This window comes from Streptomyces sp. NPDC048248 (assembly GCF_043201875.1).
Classification (GTDB): domain Bacteria; phylum Actinomycetota; class Actinomycetes; order Streptomycetales; family Streptomycetaceae; genus Streptomyces.
The window spans coordinates 1-14,294 of sequence record NZ_JBICZL010000009.1; the positions used below are offsets into that span (position 1 = coordinate 1).

Genomic DNA, 14,294 nt, shown 5'->3' on the forward strand with positions numbered 1-14,294 from the left:
GGCGCGGGGGGCGCGCCTCACCCCCCCCCGGGTTAATATGGGGTGAACTGTGCTACTATTTTTTTTTTCGGTTGTGACCGCCTGAGTACGCGTACTCAGGCGTCACTGCCGTAACCGGCGCAGGATCGACGTCATGCTGTGGTCAGATCCGCCCGACGAGCCACCCGAGGAGCTGCGCGAGGCGCAGGCGAAGCTCCGTCGGATGGGCGTCGTGCTGGCCGTGGCCGCGGTGGTGCTGATGGTCCTGCTCGCGGGGAGGTGACCCCGCGCGGCGCCGTGGAGGGACACCTGCCACGCGCCGGAGGCCGCCGATGGTTCCCCCTCCCGGCGAGGTGACGCTCACAGCCCCCGCCCGCAACCATCACCTCAAGAAACTCATCTTTCACTCCCGAAGAGCGCAATTCGGGCAGGCGCCGGCGTGGGCAGACGGCCCACGGTGCCCGTGCCGGGAGTGGGAGAGCGATGAACAGGCCGCTGAGGCACATAGCCGTCTTCTGCGGGGTGCTGGTGCTCGCTCTGCTGGTGCGGGCGACATGGGTGCAGTTCGTCCGGGGCGAGGAGCTCGCCAACGACGGGAACAACCGCCGGGTCAAGATCGAGGCCTACTCCTACCCTCGCGGCAACATCATCGTCGGCGGCAAGCCGATCACGGGGTCCGTGGCGACCCCGGGCGACTTCCGGTACAAGCGAACGTTCAAGAACGGCCCGATGTACGCCCCGATCACCGGCTACGCCTCCCAGGCGCAGGGCCCGACTTTCCTGGAGGGGGTCTACGAGAAGGTCCTCAACGGCAAGGACGACCGGCTCTTCTTCAACCGCGCCCAGGACGTCCTCACCGGCAAGAAGCCGCGCGGCGGCGATGTGCTCACGACCATCGACGAGAAGGCCCAGAAGGCCGCCTACAAGGGGCTGACGGACCTGCACGCCAAGGGCGCGGTGGTCGCCCTCGACCCCCGCAGCGGCAAGATCCTCGCGATGGCCAGCACACCGTCCTACGACCCGTCCGACTTCGCGGGCATCTCCGAGGCGGAGGGCAAGCGGTTCCTGAAGCTCGACGCGGACAAGAGCAAGCCGATGAGCAACCGGGCGCTGCGCGAGGTCTATCCGCCCGGCTCGACGTTCAAGATCCTCACGGCGGCCGCGGCACTGGAGCACGGCGCGGTCGACGACATCAACGCCCCCTCCGGAGCCCCCGCCCCGTACACCCTTCCGGGGACCCGCACCCAGGTCGGCAACGACATCAGCTCGGCCCCCTGCGACAAGGCCTCCATGAAGACCGGTATGCAGTGGTCGTGCAACAACGTCTTCCTCGACGCCGCACACCGGCTGGGCACCGACAAAATGCGGGAAACGGCGGAGAAGTTCGGCTTCAACAAGGAGCAGTTCACCCCGGTCAGGTCGGCCGCGAGCGGCTACCCCGCCGAGCTCGACAAGCCGCAGACCGCGCTCACCGGCATGGGCCAGGGCAGCCTGACCAGCACACCTCTGCAGATGGCGATGGTCACCGCCGGCCTGGCCAACGACGGCAAGCTCATGAAGCCGTACATGGTCGAGGAACTGCGCGGCCCTGACCTGTCCACCCTGGAGAAGTTCGAGCCCACGCCGCTGAATCCGAAGGACCCGCAGGCCGTCTCCGAGAGCACCGCGAAGAAGGTGCAGGAGATGATGGAGTACACCGTTTCGGACGGCACCGCCTCCAAGGCGAAGATCGACGGAGTCACGGTCGGCGGCAAGACCGGCACCGCCCAGCACGGCGCCGATGTCGGTGACGAACGCCCGTACGCCTGGTTCGTCTCCTACGCCAAGCAGAGCGACGGCAGTTCCCCGGTGGCGGTCGCCGTCTTCGTCGACCCCGAGGACATGGACATCCCCCGCTCGGAGATCGCCGGCGGCAAGCTGGGCGGCCCGATCGCCAAGTCGGTCATGCAGGCCGTGCTCGGCGAATAGCGGCCCCGGTGGACGCCGAACGCTGTTCGCCGCGCGCAGCCTCCGTACGATGGCGGACATGACCGAAGAGCCCCGCCCCCGTCGTCTCGTACTCGCCTCCCAGTCCCCCGCCCGCCTGGCGCTGTTGCGGCAGGCAGGACTGGCGCCGGAGGTCGTCGTCAGCGGCGTCGACGAGGACGCGGTCACCGCCGGCACGCCCGGCGAACTGGCCCGTGTGCTGGCCGAGGCCAAGGCGGCCGCCGTCGCGGCCCGCCCGGAGTCCGGCGGAGCGCTCGTCGTGGGCTGCGATTCGGTGCTGGAGCTGGACGGCCGGGCGCTCGGCAAGCCGGCCGACGCCGAGGACGCCACGGCGCGCTGGAAGTCCATGCGCGGCCGCTCCGGCGTACTGCAGACCGGCCACTGCCTGATCGACACCGGCTCCGGCCGCCAGGTCTCGGCCACCGCCTCCACGACCGTCCGCTTCGGCGAGCCCACGGACGCCGAGATCGCCGCTTACGTCGCGAGCGGCGAACCGCTCTTCGTCGCGGGCGCCTTCACCCTCGACGGCCGCTCGGCGCCCTTCATCGACGGCATCGACGGAGACCCGGGCAACGTCATCGGCCTGTCCCTCCCGCTCCTGCGCCGTCTCCTCGCCGACCTGGACGTGGCGATCACCGATCTGTGGACCTGAGCGGCCACAGCGACCGCGGGACGCGTGCGTCCTCGCACACCTCTCCCACGCCCGGGAGCCCGTCGCGCACCTCCGCAACACAGCTGCGGCGGGCGGCAGCTGGGGCAGAACAGCTGCCCGACCCGCCGCGCGGGCACCTTCCGACCCGTCCGCCGCCGGGCGGGGTCTCAGGCCGAGGTGGGGGCGGGCGGCGCGCCGTTCGGGGTGCCGTCGCCGGTGGCCGGCCGGGCACTGTCCTCGGCCGGCGCGTAGGACATGAGGGTCAGGACGAGCAGCGCCAGCACGACCATCGCACCCAGGAACGCCACCCAGCCGACCAGGCCGACCGCCAGGGCGCCGGCCACACCGTGCACCACCGCGCAGCTGATCAGCGCGATGCGGACGAAGCCGCCGGGGGCGCGGTCGCGCACCGCGGTGCGCACCAGGACGACCGCACAGAACAGCAGATACAGGCCGAAGAGGCCGCCGGCCACCCAGGCTCCGGTGGACATCGCACGGGGCTGCATGCCCGCCATCGACATCTGCTGCCTGTCCACGACGATGCTGAGGATCCAGTTGAGCAGCACGATCCCGACCGCCTCCAGGACCAGGACCACCGCTGCTGCCAGAGCCACCGGTCTGCGTGCCGCCACCCCGCCCACCCACTTCCGTCGTTTGCCGAACGCTCCGCGCCCCTGAGGCGCCTGTTACCGAGAAGTACAGAAGACATCGCGCACGCTAATGGGGCGCCCCCCTGCTCGTGAAGGGCCCGGGGACGGGTAATAGTTCGGAGGAGGGGGCGACGCGGCGGCGTACGAAGCCTGCGCGCCATGACGACGTCGGGCGGAGACGCACGCAAAGTTTCCTTCGCCCATTCGTAGGGACTCCACAAAGAATTGACGATTCGCCCAAGGGCCGTGGCCAGAGACCTAGACCACACCCGGGAAGGTCCCCGAGGCCGGGATTCCGGGCCTACCCTGGGGTTTCAAGGGACTTCAGTCCCTCACTGGCGCCCCCAGCACGCTCCGTGTGGGCAAGGTCACCCCTGGGAACGGGTCGGCACGCGGTGTCGTCAGTCCCTAAACTCGCGTCGTTAAATTTGTTGCGGCGAAGCGCCAAGGAAGGATCCATCGTGCGCAAGGTGCTCATCGCGAACCGTGGCGAAATCGCTGTCCGCGTTGCCCGTGCATGCAGGGACGCCGGGATCGGGAGCGTGGCCGTCTACGCCGACCCTGACCGGGACGCCCTGCACGTCCGCGCGGCCGACGAGGCATACGCCCTGGGCGGTGACACACCTGCCACCAGCTACCTGGACATCGCCAAAGTTCTCGCGGCCGCGGCCGATTCGGGCGCGGACGCCATCCACCCGGGCTACGGCTTTCTCTCCGAGAACGCCGAGTTCGCGCAGGCCGTGCTCGACGCGGGCCTGACCTGGATCGGCCCGCCCCCGCAGGCCATCCGTGACCTCGGCGACAAGGTCGCCGCGCGGCACATCGCCCAGCGGGCCGGCGCTCCGCTCGTCGCCGGCACCCCCGACCCGGTCTCCGGTTCGGACGAGGTCGTCGCCTTCGCCGAGGAGCACGGCCTGCCGATCGCGATCAAGGCGGCGTTCGGCGGTGGCGGTCGCGGTCTGAAGGTCGCCCGGACCCTCGAAGAGGTGCCGGAGCTGTACGACTCCGCGGTCCGCGAGGCGGTGGCCGCGTTCGGCCGCGGCGAGTGCTTCGTCGAGCGCTACCTCGACCGCCCCCGGCACGTCGAGACCCAGTGCCTGGCCGACAAGCACGGCAACGTCGTCGTCGTCTCCACCCGTGACTGCTCGCTGCAGCGCCGCCACCAGAAGCTGGTGGAGGAGGCCCCCGCGCCGTTCCTGTCGGACGAGCAGAACGCCGAGCTGTACCGCGCCTCCAAGGCGATCCTCAAGGAAGCCGGCTACGAGGGCGCCGGCACCTGCGAGTTCCTCGTGGGCCAGGACGGCACCATCTCCTTCCTTGAGGTCAACACCCGCCTCCAGGTCGAGCACCCGGTCACCGAAGAGGTCACCGGACTTGACCTGGTCCGCGAGATGTTCCGTATCGCCGACGGCGAGAAGCTCGGCTACGACGACCCGGCGGTGCGCGGCCACTCCTTCGAGTTCCGCATCAACGGCGAGGACCCGGGCCGCAACTTCCTGCCCGCCCCCGGCACGGTCACCCGCTTCGACGCCCCTGCGGGCCCCGGTGTCCGCCTGGACGCGGGCGTGGAGTCCGGCAGCGTCATCGGCCCCGCCTGGGACTCGCTGCTGGCCAAGCTGATCGTCACGGGCGCCACCCGCGAGCAGGCGCTGCAGCGCGCCGCCCGTGCGCTGGACGAGTTCACCGTCGAGGGCATGGCCACCGCCATCCCGTTCCACCGCACGGTGGTCAAGGACCCGGCGTTCGCCCCGGAACTGACCGGCTCCGCCGACCCGTTCACGGTCCACACCCGTTGGATCGAGACCGAGTTCAAGAACGACATCCCGGCCTTCGCCGCGCCCGGCGCTGACGAGGCCGAGGCGGACTCCCGCGAGACGGTCGTCGTCGAGGTCGGCGGCAAGCGTCTGGAGGTCTCGCTGCCGTCGTCGCTCGGCATGCCGCTGGCCCGTGCCGCGGTCGCCGGTGGCGCCAAGCCCAAGCGCAAGGCCGCCAAGAAGTCCGGCAGCGCCGCCTCCGGTGACGCGCTGGCCTCGCCGATGCAGGGCACCATCGTCAAGGTCGCCGTCGAGGAGGGCCAGCAGGTCGCCGAGGGCGAACTGGTCGTGGTCCTGGAGGCGATGAAGATGGAACAGCCGCTGAACGCGCACCGTTCCGGCACCATCAAGGGCCTGACCGCCGAGGTCGGCGCGGCGCTCACGGCGGGCGCCGTGATCTGCGAGATCAAGGACTGACGCGGTAGCACGCACGAAAAGCGCCCGGCGGCTCGACCGCCGGGCGCTTTCTTCTGCCCGCAACGCCCCGCCGGGCCTGTCTACGAGGCGCCCACCACGTCCTCCGGGAACGTCAGCGAGGAGCTCATCCACCGCAGCGCGGCGGGCAGTTCACGCCGCCAGGTGGCGAAGTTGTGACTGCCGTGGTCGAGCACGAGGGCGTCCGCCCGCATCGGTGGCCGCACCGCGTCCAGGAACTCCCGCGCCGCCGCGTGGTTGCGCTCCCCCGTGCGGCTGGTGCCCACCAGCACGTTCACCTGCGGCACGGGCAGATGCGCCAGTCGCCAGCGCAGGTCGTGCTCCTGGCGCCGTCGGACGCGGTCCTTGCCGTCCCCGAAGAGGTTGCCGGTGGTGGGGTCGTTGGCGACCCGGAAGTCGGGCGAGAGCGCGGCCGCCGAGGTGTACGTCCGCGGGTGCCGCATCACCAGTTGCAGGGCGCAGCTGCCGCCCGAGGAGTAGCCCAGGACGCCCCAGCCGCCCGGGTCGTGGCCGACGCGGTAGTGCGAGCGCAGCGCGTCCGGCACCTCTCGCGTGAAGAACGTCTCGGCCTGCGGGCCGTCCGGCACATCGACGCACTGGGTGTCGCGCGGCGGCGCGATGGTGGGCCGCAGCATGACGATGACGGTCGGCTGCATCCGGCCGGCCCGGATCAGCGCGGCGGCCGTCTGCGGCACCCGCAGGTGCTGCGCCAGCAGGAACGTCCCGCCCGGATAGCCGCTGAGGGCGACGATGACGGGGAAGCGCTGCCGGGCGTACTGCGGCTGGAAGTACTGAGGCGGCAGGTAGACGTAGGCGGGGTTCACGACCCGGGTCCGTCTGCCGACGATCCGGACGGTCTCCACTCTGCCCGCCATCTCCGGTGGCCCCTTCGGCAGCCCGTGGACCTTGTCCAGGCCCTCGGGACCCGAAGGCTGCACGAGCCCCTTCGTCGGGTCGCCCGCGGGGCCCGCGGCCCCCGCGTCCCCCCACTTGCCGAGGGCGGCCGGGGCGTCGTCGTAGCGGCCCAGGAGTTCGTGCCATGAGGTGTAGAACTGGAAGTTGGCGTTCACCGCCAGGCCGAGGGTGGCGAGGACGGTCAGCTGGGTTCCGGCGAGCATGCCGAGCCGCCCCAGCATCGCCCCCGGCCCGCGCCCGGCGAACCGCGGCCACAGCCACAGGGTGAGCAGCACACCGACCACGGCGACCGCGGCCATGACGTACAGCAGCGAGCGGCTGGTCAGTCCCATGACATTTCCTCGGATTCCCGTGACGTGCTTCCCCGGCGGGGCCTGCACACCGTCCCCGGCGTCTCCCCGTCGTTCCCGGGAGACCTCATGGCGCCAGGTTTGATGGCGTTCGGGGCGCCGGCGTTGCCGGAGTCCCGCGGAGTTCGGCCAGGCGCCCGCCGCGGTATGCCGGGAGGTCATCCGCCGTCCGCCGGCTGTCCACCGACTGCCGGGGCGGCACTGCCTACGGGCGAAGAATTCCCATACGGGGCACCGCTCGCCGGAGCGGTCCCGCGGGCGTGAAGAAGCGCCACGGGGAAGGCGGAGCGCCGGTGGAAACGCATACGGAGGGTGACTCCGATTGTGCAATGGCATCCTGGAGCCACCGGGCCGGGACCGGCCCGGTCGAGGGAGGACGGCGATGGCGACCGAGACGGCAGGGCAGCGGCACGCAGGACGGGGTCCGGCGGCACAGGCGCCGGAGGGCCGGTATGCCGTACGCCCGATGCGTGCCGATGCGCGCCGCAACTACGAGCGGCTGCTGACCGAGGCCCGTACGGCCTTCACCGAGCACGGCACGGACACCTCGCTGGAGGAGATCGCCCGCCGGGCCGGCGTCGGCATCGGCACCCTCTACCGCCACTTCCCCAACCGCACGGCCCTGATGGGCGCGGTCTTCCAGGGAGAGGTGGACGCGTTGCTGGCACACGCCAAGGAGCTGGCGGACGCGCCGCAGCCGTGCGTCGCGCTGGTCGAGTGGCTGCGCGCGATCATCACGCACGCCAGCACCTACCGCGGCCTGTCACGCGCGCTGATGGCGGCCTCGGCCGACGACAGCGACAGCTCGGGGATGGCGCGGTGCAGTGTGCCGATGCGCGAGGCCGGCGGCGCCCTGCTCACCCGGGCGCAGAAAGCCGGTTCGGTGCGCCCGGATGTGAACATCGGCGATCTGATGCAGCTGACGAACGGCATCGCCCTGGCCGTCGAGGAATCCCCGGGCGACCCGAAGCTGGCCGACCGGCTGCTGACGCTCACCCTGAGCGGCCTGAAGGCAGGCAGCCGGCAGGCAACGGACTGAGCCGAAGGACGGGCCGCGCTCGGCCGCGCTGTCGCGCGGGGTGCGCGGTCGCGTCACGGCCCGGCATTCCGCTGCGTCCGGGCCGGCCTCAGCGTCGCCGGGGTGCCAGATCCGCGACCCGGCCGCCCGGTGCCTCCGCGAGCGAGGCAGCGGAGCGCAGCTGCGGCGCCGCACCACCACCCGGCGGGTGGTTGCGCCGCTGACCGGGCAGCGGGACGTCCCGCCGAGGGCCCCGCCGGTCCGCGGCTGCGCCCTCCATGCCCGGCTGCCCGGACGCCTGTCCGGCGCCACAACCGCCCGCGACGGCGATCTGCACTCCCTGGTCCGCCAGGGCCTGCAGTTCGGTCCCGGCCCGGTCGTCGTGTCCCGGCGGCTCGTCGGTGACCAGCCGAGTGATCACGTCCGTCGGCACCGTCTGGAACATGGTGTCGGAACCGAGCTTGGTGTGATCGGCGAGCACCACGACCTCCCCCGCCGCCTGCACCAGCGCCCGGTCGACGCTGGCGGAGAGCATGTTGGAGGTGGACAGGCCGCGCTCCGCGGTCAGGCCACTGCCCGACAGGAAGGCGCGGGAGACCCGCAGCCCCTGGAGGGACTGCTCGGCACCGCTGCCCACCAGGGCGTAATTGGATCCGCGCAGGGTGCCGCCGGTCATCACGACCTCGACACGGTTGGCATGGGCCAACGCCTGCGCGACGAGGAGGGAGTTGGTGACCACGGTCAGGCCGGGCACGCGGGCGAGCCGGCGGGCCAGCTCCTGCGTGGTGGTCCCGGCTCCGACGACGATGGCCTCGCCCTCCTCGACGAAGCTCGCGGCGAGATCGGCGATGGCCGTCTTCTCCGCGGTGGAGAGATGGGACTTCTGTGGAAAGCCCGACTCCCGGGTGAAGCCTCCCGGTAGGACCGCACCGCCGTGCCGGCGGTCGAGCAGTCCCTCTGCCTCCAGCGCCCGCACGTCCCGCCGTACGGTTACTTCGGAGGTCTGGACGACACGGGCGAGCTCCCGGAGCGAGACCGCTCCGTTCGCGCGCACCATTTCAAGGATCAGTTGGCGACGTTCTGCAGCGAACACGAAACTGACAGTAACGCCAACGACCGTCTGTTTTCAGCACGTTGCACCAATTAACGGAAGTTGTGCACGCCACGGAGAGCGACATGGTATGCAGCGCGCATATGTCGAACTCCTGGGCGACGAACGCACAGTGACCCCTGGTCAGCCCGGCCGGCGGGGCCGTGCGGTCGTACGGCGCACCTCGGCCCCAGAGCGGTGCATTTCATCCCAAGTGCTCAGTAGGGGCACAAACATTCCCGCCCGCCACATCCGGAGCAAAAGCCCGGACGTGGCGGGCGGACGGCCCGTGCGCGGCGCTACTCGTTGCCCGACTTGCGCGTGTGCAGCTGCCGGGCGACCTCGGCGATGGAGCCGGAGAGCGAGGGGTAGACGGTGAAGGCGCTGGCGATCTGCTCGACGGTGAGGTTGTTGTCGACCGCGATCGAGATCGGGTGGATCAGCTCGCTGGCGCGCGGGGAGACCACCACACCGCCGACGACGATGCCCGTGCCGGGACGGCAGAAGAGCTTCACGAAGCCGTCGCGGATGCCCTGCATCTTGGCGCGCGGGTTGCGCAGCAGCGGCAGCTTCACGACCCTGGCGTCGATCCTGCCGTTGTCGACGTCCGCCTGGGAGTAACCGACGGTGGCGATCTCCGGGTCGGTGAAGACGTTGGCGGAGACCGTCTTGAGGTTCAGCGGCGCGACCGCGTCGCCGAGGAAGTGGTACATCGCGATCCGGCCCTGCATGGCGGCGACGGAAGCGAGCGCGAAGACGCCGGTGCAGTCGCCGGCGGCGTAGACGCCGGGAGCGCTGGTGCGGGAGACCTTGTCCGTCCAGATGTGGCCGGATTCCTTGAGGGTGACGCCCGCCTCCTCCAGACCGATGCCGGCGGAGTTCGGGATGGAGCCGACGGCCACCAGACAGTGCGTGCCGGAGATCGTCCGGCCGTCGGCCAGCGTCACCTCGACGCGGTCGCCGACCCGCTTGACGGCCGACGCGCGGGAGCGGGCCATGACGTTCATGCCGCGGCGGCGGAAGACGTCCTCCAAAACAGCGGCGGCGTCCGGGTCCTCGCCCGGCAGCACCCGGTCCCGGGAGGAGACGAGGGTGACGCGGGAGCCGAGGGCCTGGTACGCACCGGCGAACTCGGCGCCGGTGACACCGGAACCGACCACGATGAGCTCCTCGGGGAGCTCGTCGAGATCGTAGACCTGCGTCCAGTTCAGGATCCGCTCGCCGTCCGGCAGCGCGTCCGGAATCTCACGCGGATGCGCGCCGGTGGCGATGAGCACGGCGTCCGCGGTCAGCGTCTCCTCGGTCCCGTCGGCCACGGTCACCGTCACCCGGCGCGAACCGTCCGGCGACTGGCCCGGCTCCAGGCGGCCGCGACCGCGCATCACACGGCCGCCGGCCCGGGTCACGGACGCGGTGATGTCGTGGGACTGGGCGAGCGCCAGCCGCTTGACGCGGCGGTTGACCTTGCCGAGGTCCACGCCGACGACCCGCGCGGGGCGGTCGATGTGCGGCGTGTCGTCCTCGACGATGATGCCCAGCTCCTCGTACGAGGAGTCGAAGGTCGTCATCACCTCGGCCGTCGCGATAAGAGTCTTCGACGGGACGCAGTCGGTGAGCACCGACGCCCCGCCCAGACCGTCGCAATCGACGACGGTCACCTCCGCGCCGAGAGAGGCGCCCACCAGGGCCGCCTCGTATCCGCCGGGTCCGCCACCGATGATCACGATCCGAGTCACGTACTCCATTGTCCCGCACGCCCTCGCGTCATTCTCCTCGGGGGGCGGGGTGCGTGACTTTCGGCCGCCGGTGTGCGCTCCCTCCTGCGGCGTTGTGTGAAGGTCCGGTACCAAGAGCCGACTCGGTAACCTCCCGTACCCTCAGAACCATGTCGCTCTACGCCGCGTACGCCGGCAACCTCGACGCGCGGCTGATGTCCCGCCGCGCACCGCACTCGCCGCTGCGCGGCACGGGCTGGCTCAACGGCTGGCGTCTGACCTTCGGCGGGGAGCAGATGGGCTGGGAGGGAGCGCTGGCGACGATCGTCGAGGCCCCCCGCTCCCAGCTCTTCGTCGCGCTCTACGACATCGCGCCCATGGACGAGGACTCCATGGACCGGTGGGAGGGCGTGGGCCTGGACATCTACCGCCGGATGCGCGTGCGGGTGCACACCCTCGACGGCGACGAGGCCGCCTGGATCTACGTCCTCAACGGCTACGAGGGCGGCCTGCCCTCGGCCCGCTACCTGGGCGAGATCGCGGACGCAGCGGAGTCGGCGGGCGCCCCCCACGACTATGTGATGGAGCTGCGCAAGCGGCCCTGCTGACGGCGGGCGACGGCGGTGGCCCGCCGCGCCCGGCGACGCCCCGGCCCGGCCGCACCCGTGCTCCGTACGGGTGACGCGACGCGCCCGGGCGTCTTTTCGTCGAAAGACACAACACAACGATCTCAGGACAGTGGGCAGAGACATCTACGCGCGTAGGGCATTAGCGGCTACCCTCGTCGGCGTGAACGCATTTGCTACTACCGACATCGAGGCAGACCCGCAGGGTGCCGCCGACGCCGCCGCTGCCCGCCTGAGCGAGCTGACCGGCGCCGAGACCCACGACGTCGCCCTGGTGATGGGCTCCGGTTGGGCTCCGGCCGCCGACGCGCTCGGCGCGCCCGAGCACGAATTCCCGGTGACCGAGCTGCCCGGCTTCCCGCCCCCGGTCGTCGCCGGTCACAGCAGCAAGGCCCGCTCCTACAAGATCGGCGAGAAGCGCGCGCTGGTCTTCCTGGGCCGGACCCACTACTACGAGGGCCGCGGCGTCGCCGCCGTCGCGCACGGCGTCCGCACGGCCGCCGCCGCCGGCTGCAAGACCATCGTCCTCACCAACGGGTGCGGTGGCCTGCGCGACGGCATGCGCCCCGGTCAGCCGGTCCTCATCAGCGACCACCTCAACCTCACCGCCACCTCCCCCATCGTCGGCGCGAACTTCGTCGACCTGACGGACCTGTACTCGCCGCGGCTGCGCGCGCTGTGCAAGGAGGTCGACCCGAGCCTGGAGGAGGGTGTCTACGCCCAGTTCCCCGGCCCGCACTACGAGACCCCGGCCGAGATCAAGATGATCCGGACCATGGGCGCCGACCTCGTCGGCATGTCCACGGTCCTGGAGGCCATCGCGGCCCGCGAGGCCGGCGCCGAGGTGCTCGGCCTGTCCCTGGTGACGAACCTCGCCGCCGGTATGACGGGCGAGCCGCTCAACCACGCAGAGGTCCTGCAGGCCGGCCGCGACTCCGCGACGCGGATGGGCAGCCTGCTCGCCCAGGTGCTCGGCAAGATCTGAGACCTCACCCGTGGGGCCGGGCCGGCAGGTGCCTGACACCCGCCGGGCCGGCCCCTCTTCGGGCAGCTGCCCGCCGCCGCGCACCCGGTGCCCCGCCGGGCCCTGCCGCCCCCGTCGAGCGTCGGCGCCTGACACACCGCCCGGTGCGACCGGCCCCGCCTCCGGCACGCCGTCGTACGGCATTGGCCGGTTCGGCGGCTCGAAGCCCCCGCGCACCGGGTAAGCGTGACGAGCAGCCGAGCGCTCCCCCACCCGCATCCACCGTCAGGAGCATCACGTGGCTACCGATCCCGCGGAGCTGACCAACCGGGCCAGGGCATGGCTGGCCGAGGACCCCGACCCGGAGACCCGGGAGGAGCTGTCCGAGCTCATCGCCGCCAAGGACCTCGAAGAGCTGGCCGCACGGTTCGCCGGCACCCTCCAGTTCGGCACCGCCGGGCTCCGCGGTGAACTGGGCGCGGGTCCGATGCGCATGAACCGCGCGGTGGTCATCCGCGCGGCCGCCGGCCTCGCCGCCTACCTGAAGGGCAAGGGCGACGGCGCGGGCCTGGTCGTCATCGGCTACGACGCGCGCCACAAGAGCGCCGATTTCGCCCGGGACACCGCAGCCGTGATGATCGGCGCGGGACTGCGCGCGGCGGTACTGCCCCACCCGCTGCCCACCCCCGTGCTGGCCTTCGCCATCCGGCACCTGGGCGCGGTCGCCGGTGTCGAGGTCACCGCCAGCCACAACCCGCCGCGCGACAACGGCTACAAGGTCTACCTCGGGGACGGCTCGCAGATCGTGCCGCCCGCCGACGGGGAGATCGCCGCGGAGATCGCCGCCATCGGCTCGCTGGACGACGTGCCCCGGCCCGAGGACGGCTGGGAGACCCTCGACGACGACGTCCTCGCGGCCTACCTGGCGCGTACGGACGCCGTGCTGACGCCCGGCTCGCCCCGTGACACCCGCGTCGTCTACACCCCGCTGCACGGCGTCGGCCGCGACACCCTCGAGCAGGCCTTCGCGCGCGCCGGATTCCCGGCGCCCACGGTCGTCCCGCAGCAGGCCGAGCCGGACCCGGACTTCCCGACGGTCGCCTTCCCCAACCCGGAAGAGCCCGGCGCGATGGACCTCGCCTTCGCCGCCGCCCGCTCCCTGGCCCCCGGCAGCGTCGACATCGTGCTCGCCAACGACCCTGACGCGGACCGCTGCGCCGTCGCCGTGCCCGCCCCCGGTACGCAGGACGGCTGGCGGATGCTGCGCGGCGACGAGGTGGGGGCACTGCTCGTGGCCCACCTGGTCCGCAAGCACCGCGACGGCCGGGGCGGGTCGGGCACCCTCGCCACCACGATCGTGTCGTCGTCGCTGATGTCCCGGATCGCGGCGGCCTCCTCGCTGCCGTATGTGGAGACGCTGACCGGCTTCAAGTGGCTGGCCCGCGTGGACGGGCTGCGCTACGCCTTCGAGGAGGCGCTGGGCTACTGCGTCGACCCGGAGGGTGTCCGCGACAAGGACGGCATCACCGCCGCCCTGCTGATCACCGAGCTCGCCGCCGAACTCAAGCAGTCCGGCCGCACCCTCACCGATCTGCTGGACGACCTCGCGCTGGAATTCGGGCTGCACGCCACCGACCAGCTCTCGGTCCGCGTCGAGGACCTGTCGCTTATCGCCGACGCCATGCGGCGGCTGCGCGAGCAGCCCCCGACGGCGCTCGCGGGTCTGACGGTGGGCCGGTCCGACGACCTGAACCAGGGCACCGAGACGCTGCCGCCGACCGACGGGCTTCGCTACTACCTGTCCGGTTCGCCCGCGGCCGGGGTGGAGAGCGGCCGGGTCGTGGTGCGGCCCAGCGGCACCGAGCCCAAGCTCAAGTGCTACTTGGAGGTCGTGGTTCCGGTGGCCTCGGCGCAGGCGCTGCCGGAGGCCCGGACGCAGGCCGCCGCGGCGCTTGCGGCGATCAAGGCCGACCTGTCGGCGGCCGCCGGAATCTGAACGACGCGCGAAACGGTGAGCGGGCCCCTGAGGACCAGGGGCCCGCTCACCGTCTCCGGCCCGCGGCCCGGCTCCTGGCGGAGGGGCCGCGGGCCGCCCCGTCT

12 protein-coding genes are annotated in these 14,294 nt (G+C 71.8%); 8 read left to right on the forward strand and 4 right to left on the reverse strand.

The window, feature by feature from the left end:
• Positions 1-133: 133 nt before the first annotated feature.
• The 3 genes from mmpB (at position 134) to ACGFZW_RS20270 (ending at position 2,617) form a co-directional block, all read left to right on the forward strand.
• Positions 134-262 carry a morphogenic membrane protein MmpB gene (gene mmpB / locus ACGFZW_RS20260; RefSeq protein ID WP_393894533.1) on the forward strand — a complete coding sequence of 43 codons (129 nt, stop codon included), beginning with the start codon at positions 134-136 and terminating at the stop codon, positions 260-262.
• Positions 263-462: 200 nt separating this feature from the next.
• A complete protein-coding gene (locus ACGFZW_RS20265) occupies positions 463-1,947 on the forward strand; it encodes a peptidoglycan D,D-transpeptidase FtsI family protein (protein ID WP_393894534.1) in 1,485 nt (494 codons plus the stop codon).
• A 58-nt stretch (positions 1,948-2,005) separates the two neighbouring features.
• Positions 2,006-2,617, forward strand: coding sequence for a nucleoside triphosphate pyrophosphatase (locus ACGFZW_RS20270; RefSeq protein ID WP_393894535.1), 612 nt, complete (start codon positions 2,006-2,008; stop codon positions 2,615-2,617).
• A gap of 167 nt (positions 2,618-2,784) precedes the next feature.
• Here ACGFZW_RS20270 and ACGFZW_RS20275 read toward each other — a convergent pair whose 3' ends face one another.
• A complete protein-coding gene (locus ACGFZW_RS20275; RefSeq protein ID WP_393894536.1) occupies positions 2,785-3,258 on the reverse strand; it encodes a hypothetical protein in 474 nt (157 codons plus the stop codon).
• Positions 3,259-3,728: 470 nt separating this feature from the next.
• Between ACGFZW_RS20275 and ACGFZW_RS20280 the strand changes: the two genes are divergently transcribed.
• Complete coding sequence (locus ACGFZW_RS20280; RefSeq protein WP_393894537.1) at positions 3,729-5,498, forward strand: acetyl/propionyl/methylcrotonyl-CoA carboxylase subunit alpha; 1,770 nt, start codon at positions 3,729-3,731, stop codon at positions 5,496-5,498.
• An 80-nt stretch (positions 5,499-5,578) separates the two neighbouring features.
• Here the strand turns inward: ACGFZW_RS20280 and ACGFZW_RS20285 are convergent, their stop codons facing one another.
• On the reverse strand, positions 5,579-6,763 hold the full coding sequence (locus ACGFZW_RS20285; protein ID WP_393894538.1) for an alpha/beta hydrolase: 1,185 nt from the start codon (positions 6,761-6,763) through the stop codon (positions 5,579-5,581).
• A gap of 400 nt (positions 6,764-7,163) precedes the next feature.
• On the opposite strand from ACGFZW_RS20285, the gene ACGFZW_RS20290 reads away from it, so the two are divergent.
• The gene (locus tag ACGFZW_RS20290) at positions 7,164-7,820 is read left to right on the forward strand and encodes a TetR/AcrR family transcriptional regulator (protein ID WP_393894539.1); all 657 of its coding nucleotides are present in this window, start codon (positions 7,164-7,166) and stop codon (positions 7,818-7,820) included.
• An 88-nt stretch (positions 7,821-7,908) separates the two neighbouring features.
• On the opposite strand, the gene ACGFZW_RS20295 is transcribed toward ACGFZW_RS20290, so the two are convergent.
• On the reverse strand, positions 7,909-8,892 hold the full coding sequence (locus ACGFZW_RS20295; RefSeq protein ID WP_393894540.1) for a DeoR/GlpR family DNA-binding transcription regulator: 984 nt from the start codon (positions 8,890-8,892) through the stop codon (positions 7,909-7,911).
• A 296-nt stretch (positions 8,893-9,188) separates the two neighbouring features.
• Complete coding sequence (locus ACGFZW_RS20300; RefSeq protein WP_393894541.1) at positions 9,189-10,634, reverse strand: NAD(P)H-quinone dehydrogenase; 1,446 nt, start codon at positions 10,632-10,634, stop codon at positions 9,189-9,191.
• A gap of 140 nt (positions 10,635-10,774) precedes the next feature.
• On the opposite strand from ACGFZW_RS20300, the gene ACGFZW_RS20305 reads away from it, so the two are divergent.
• The 3 genes from ACGFZW_RS20305 to ACGFZW_RS20315 all read left to right on the forward strand — a co-directional run bounded on the left by ACGFZW_RS20305 (position 10,775) and on the right by ACGFZW_RS20315 (position 14,190).
• On the forward strand, positions 10,775-11,212 hold the full coding sequence (locus ACGFZW_RS20305) for a gamma-glutamylcyclotransferase (protein WP_227048110.1): 438 nt from the start codon (positions 10,775-10,777) through the stop codon (positions 11,210-11,212).
• Between the two features lie 181 nt (positions 11,213-11,393).
• On the forward strand, positions 11,394-12,215 hold the full coding sequence (locus tag ACGFZW_RS20310; RefSeq protein WP_393894542.1) for a purine-nucleoside phosphorylase: 822 nt from the start codon (positions 11,394-11,396) through the stop codon (positions 12,213-12,215).
• Between the two features lie 277 nt (positions 12,216-12,492).
• Complete coding sequence (locus ACGFZW_RS20315) at positions 12,493-14,190, forward strand: phospho-sugar mutase (protein ID WP_393894543.1); 1,698 nt, start codon at positions 12,493-12,495, stop codon at positions 14,188-14,190.
• Positions 14,191-14,294 lie beyond the last annotated feature (104 nt).

What these genes read in the sequence shown, in the direction of transcription:
- mmpB (WP_393894533.1), top strand. Translation starts at nt 134, where the DNA reads ATGCTGTGGTCAGATCCGCCCGACGAGCCACCCGAGGAGCTGCGCGAG.
- ACGFZW_RS20265 (WP_393894534.1), top strand. Translation starts at nt 463, where the DNA reads ATGAACAGGCCGCTGAGGCACATAGCCGTCTTCTGCGGGGTGCTGGTG.
- ACGFZW_RS20270 (WP_393894535.1), top strand. Translation starts at nt 2,006, where the DNA reads ATGACCGAAGAGCCCCGCCCCCGTCGTCTCGTACTCGCCTCCCAGTCC.
- ACGFZW_RS20285 (WP_393894538.1), bottom strand. Translation starts at nt 6,763, where the DNA reads ATGGGACTGACCAGCCGCTCGCTGCTGTACGTCATGGCCGCGGTCGCC.
- ACGFZW_RS20290 (WP_393894539.1), top strand. Translation starts at nt 7,164, where the DNA reads ATGGCGACCGAGACGGCAGGGCAGCGGCACGCAGGACGGGGTCCGGCG.
- ACGFZW_RS20300 (WP_393894541.1), bottom strand. Translation starts at nt 10,634, where the DNA reads ATGGAGTACGTGACTCGGATCGTGATCATCGGTGGCGGACCCGGCGGA.
- ACGFZW_RS20305 (WP_227048110.1), top strand. Translation starts at nt 10,775, where the DNA reads ATGTCGCTCTACGCCGCGTACGCCGGCAACCTCGACGCGCGGCTGATG.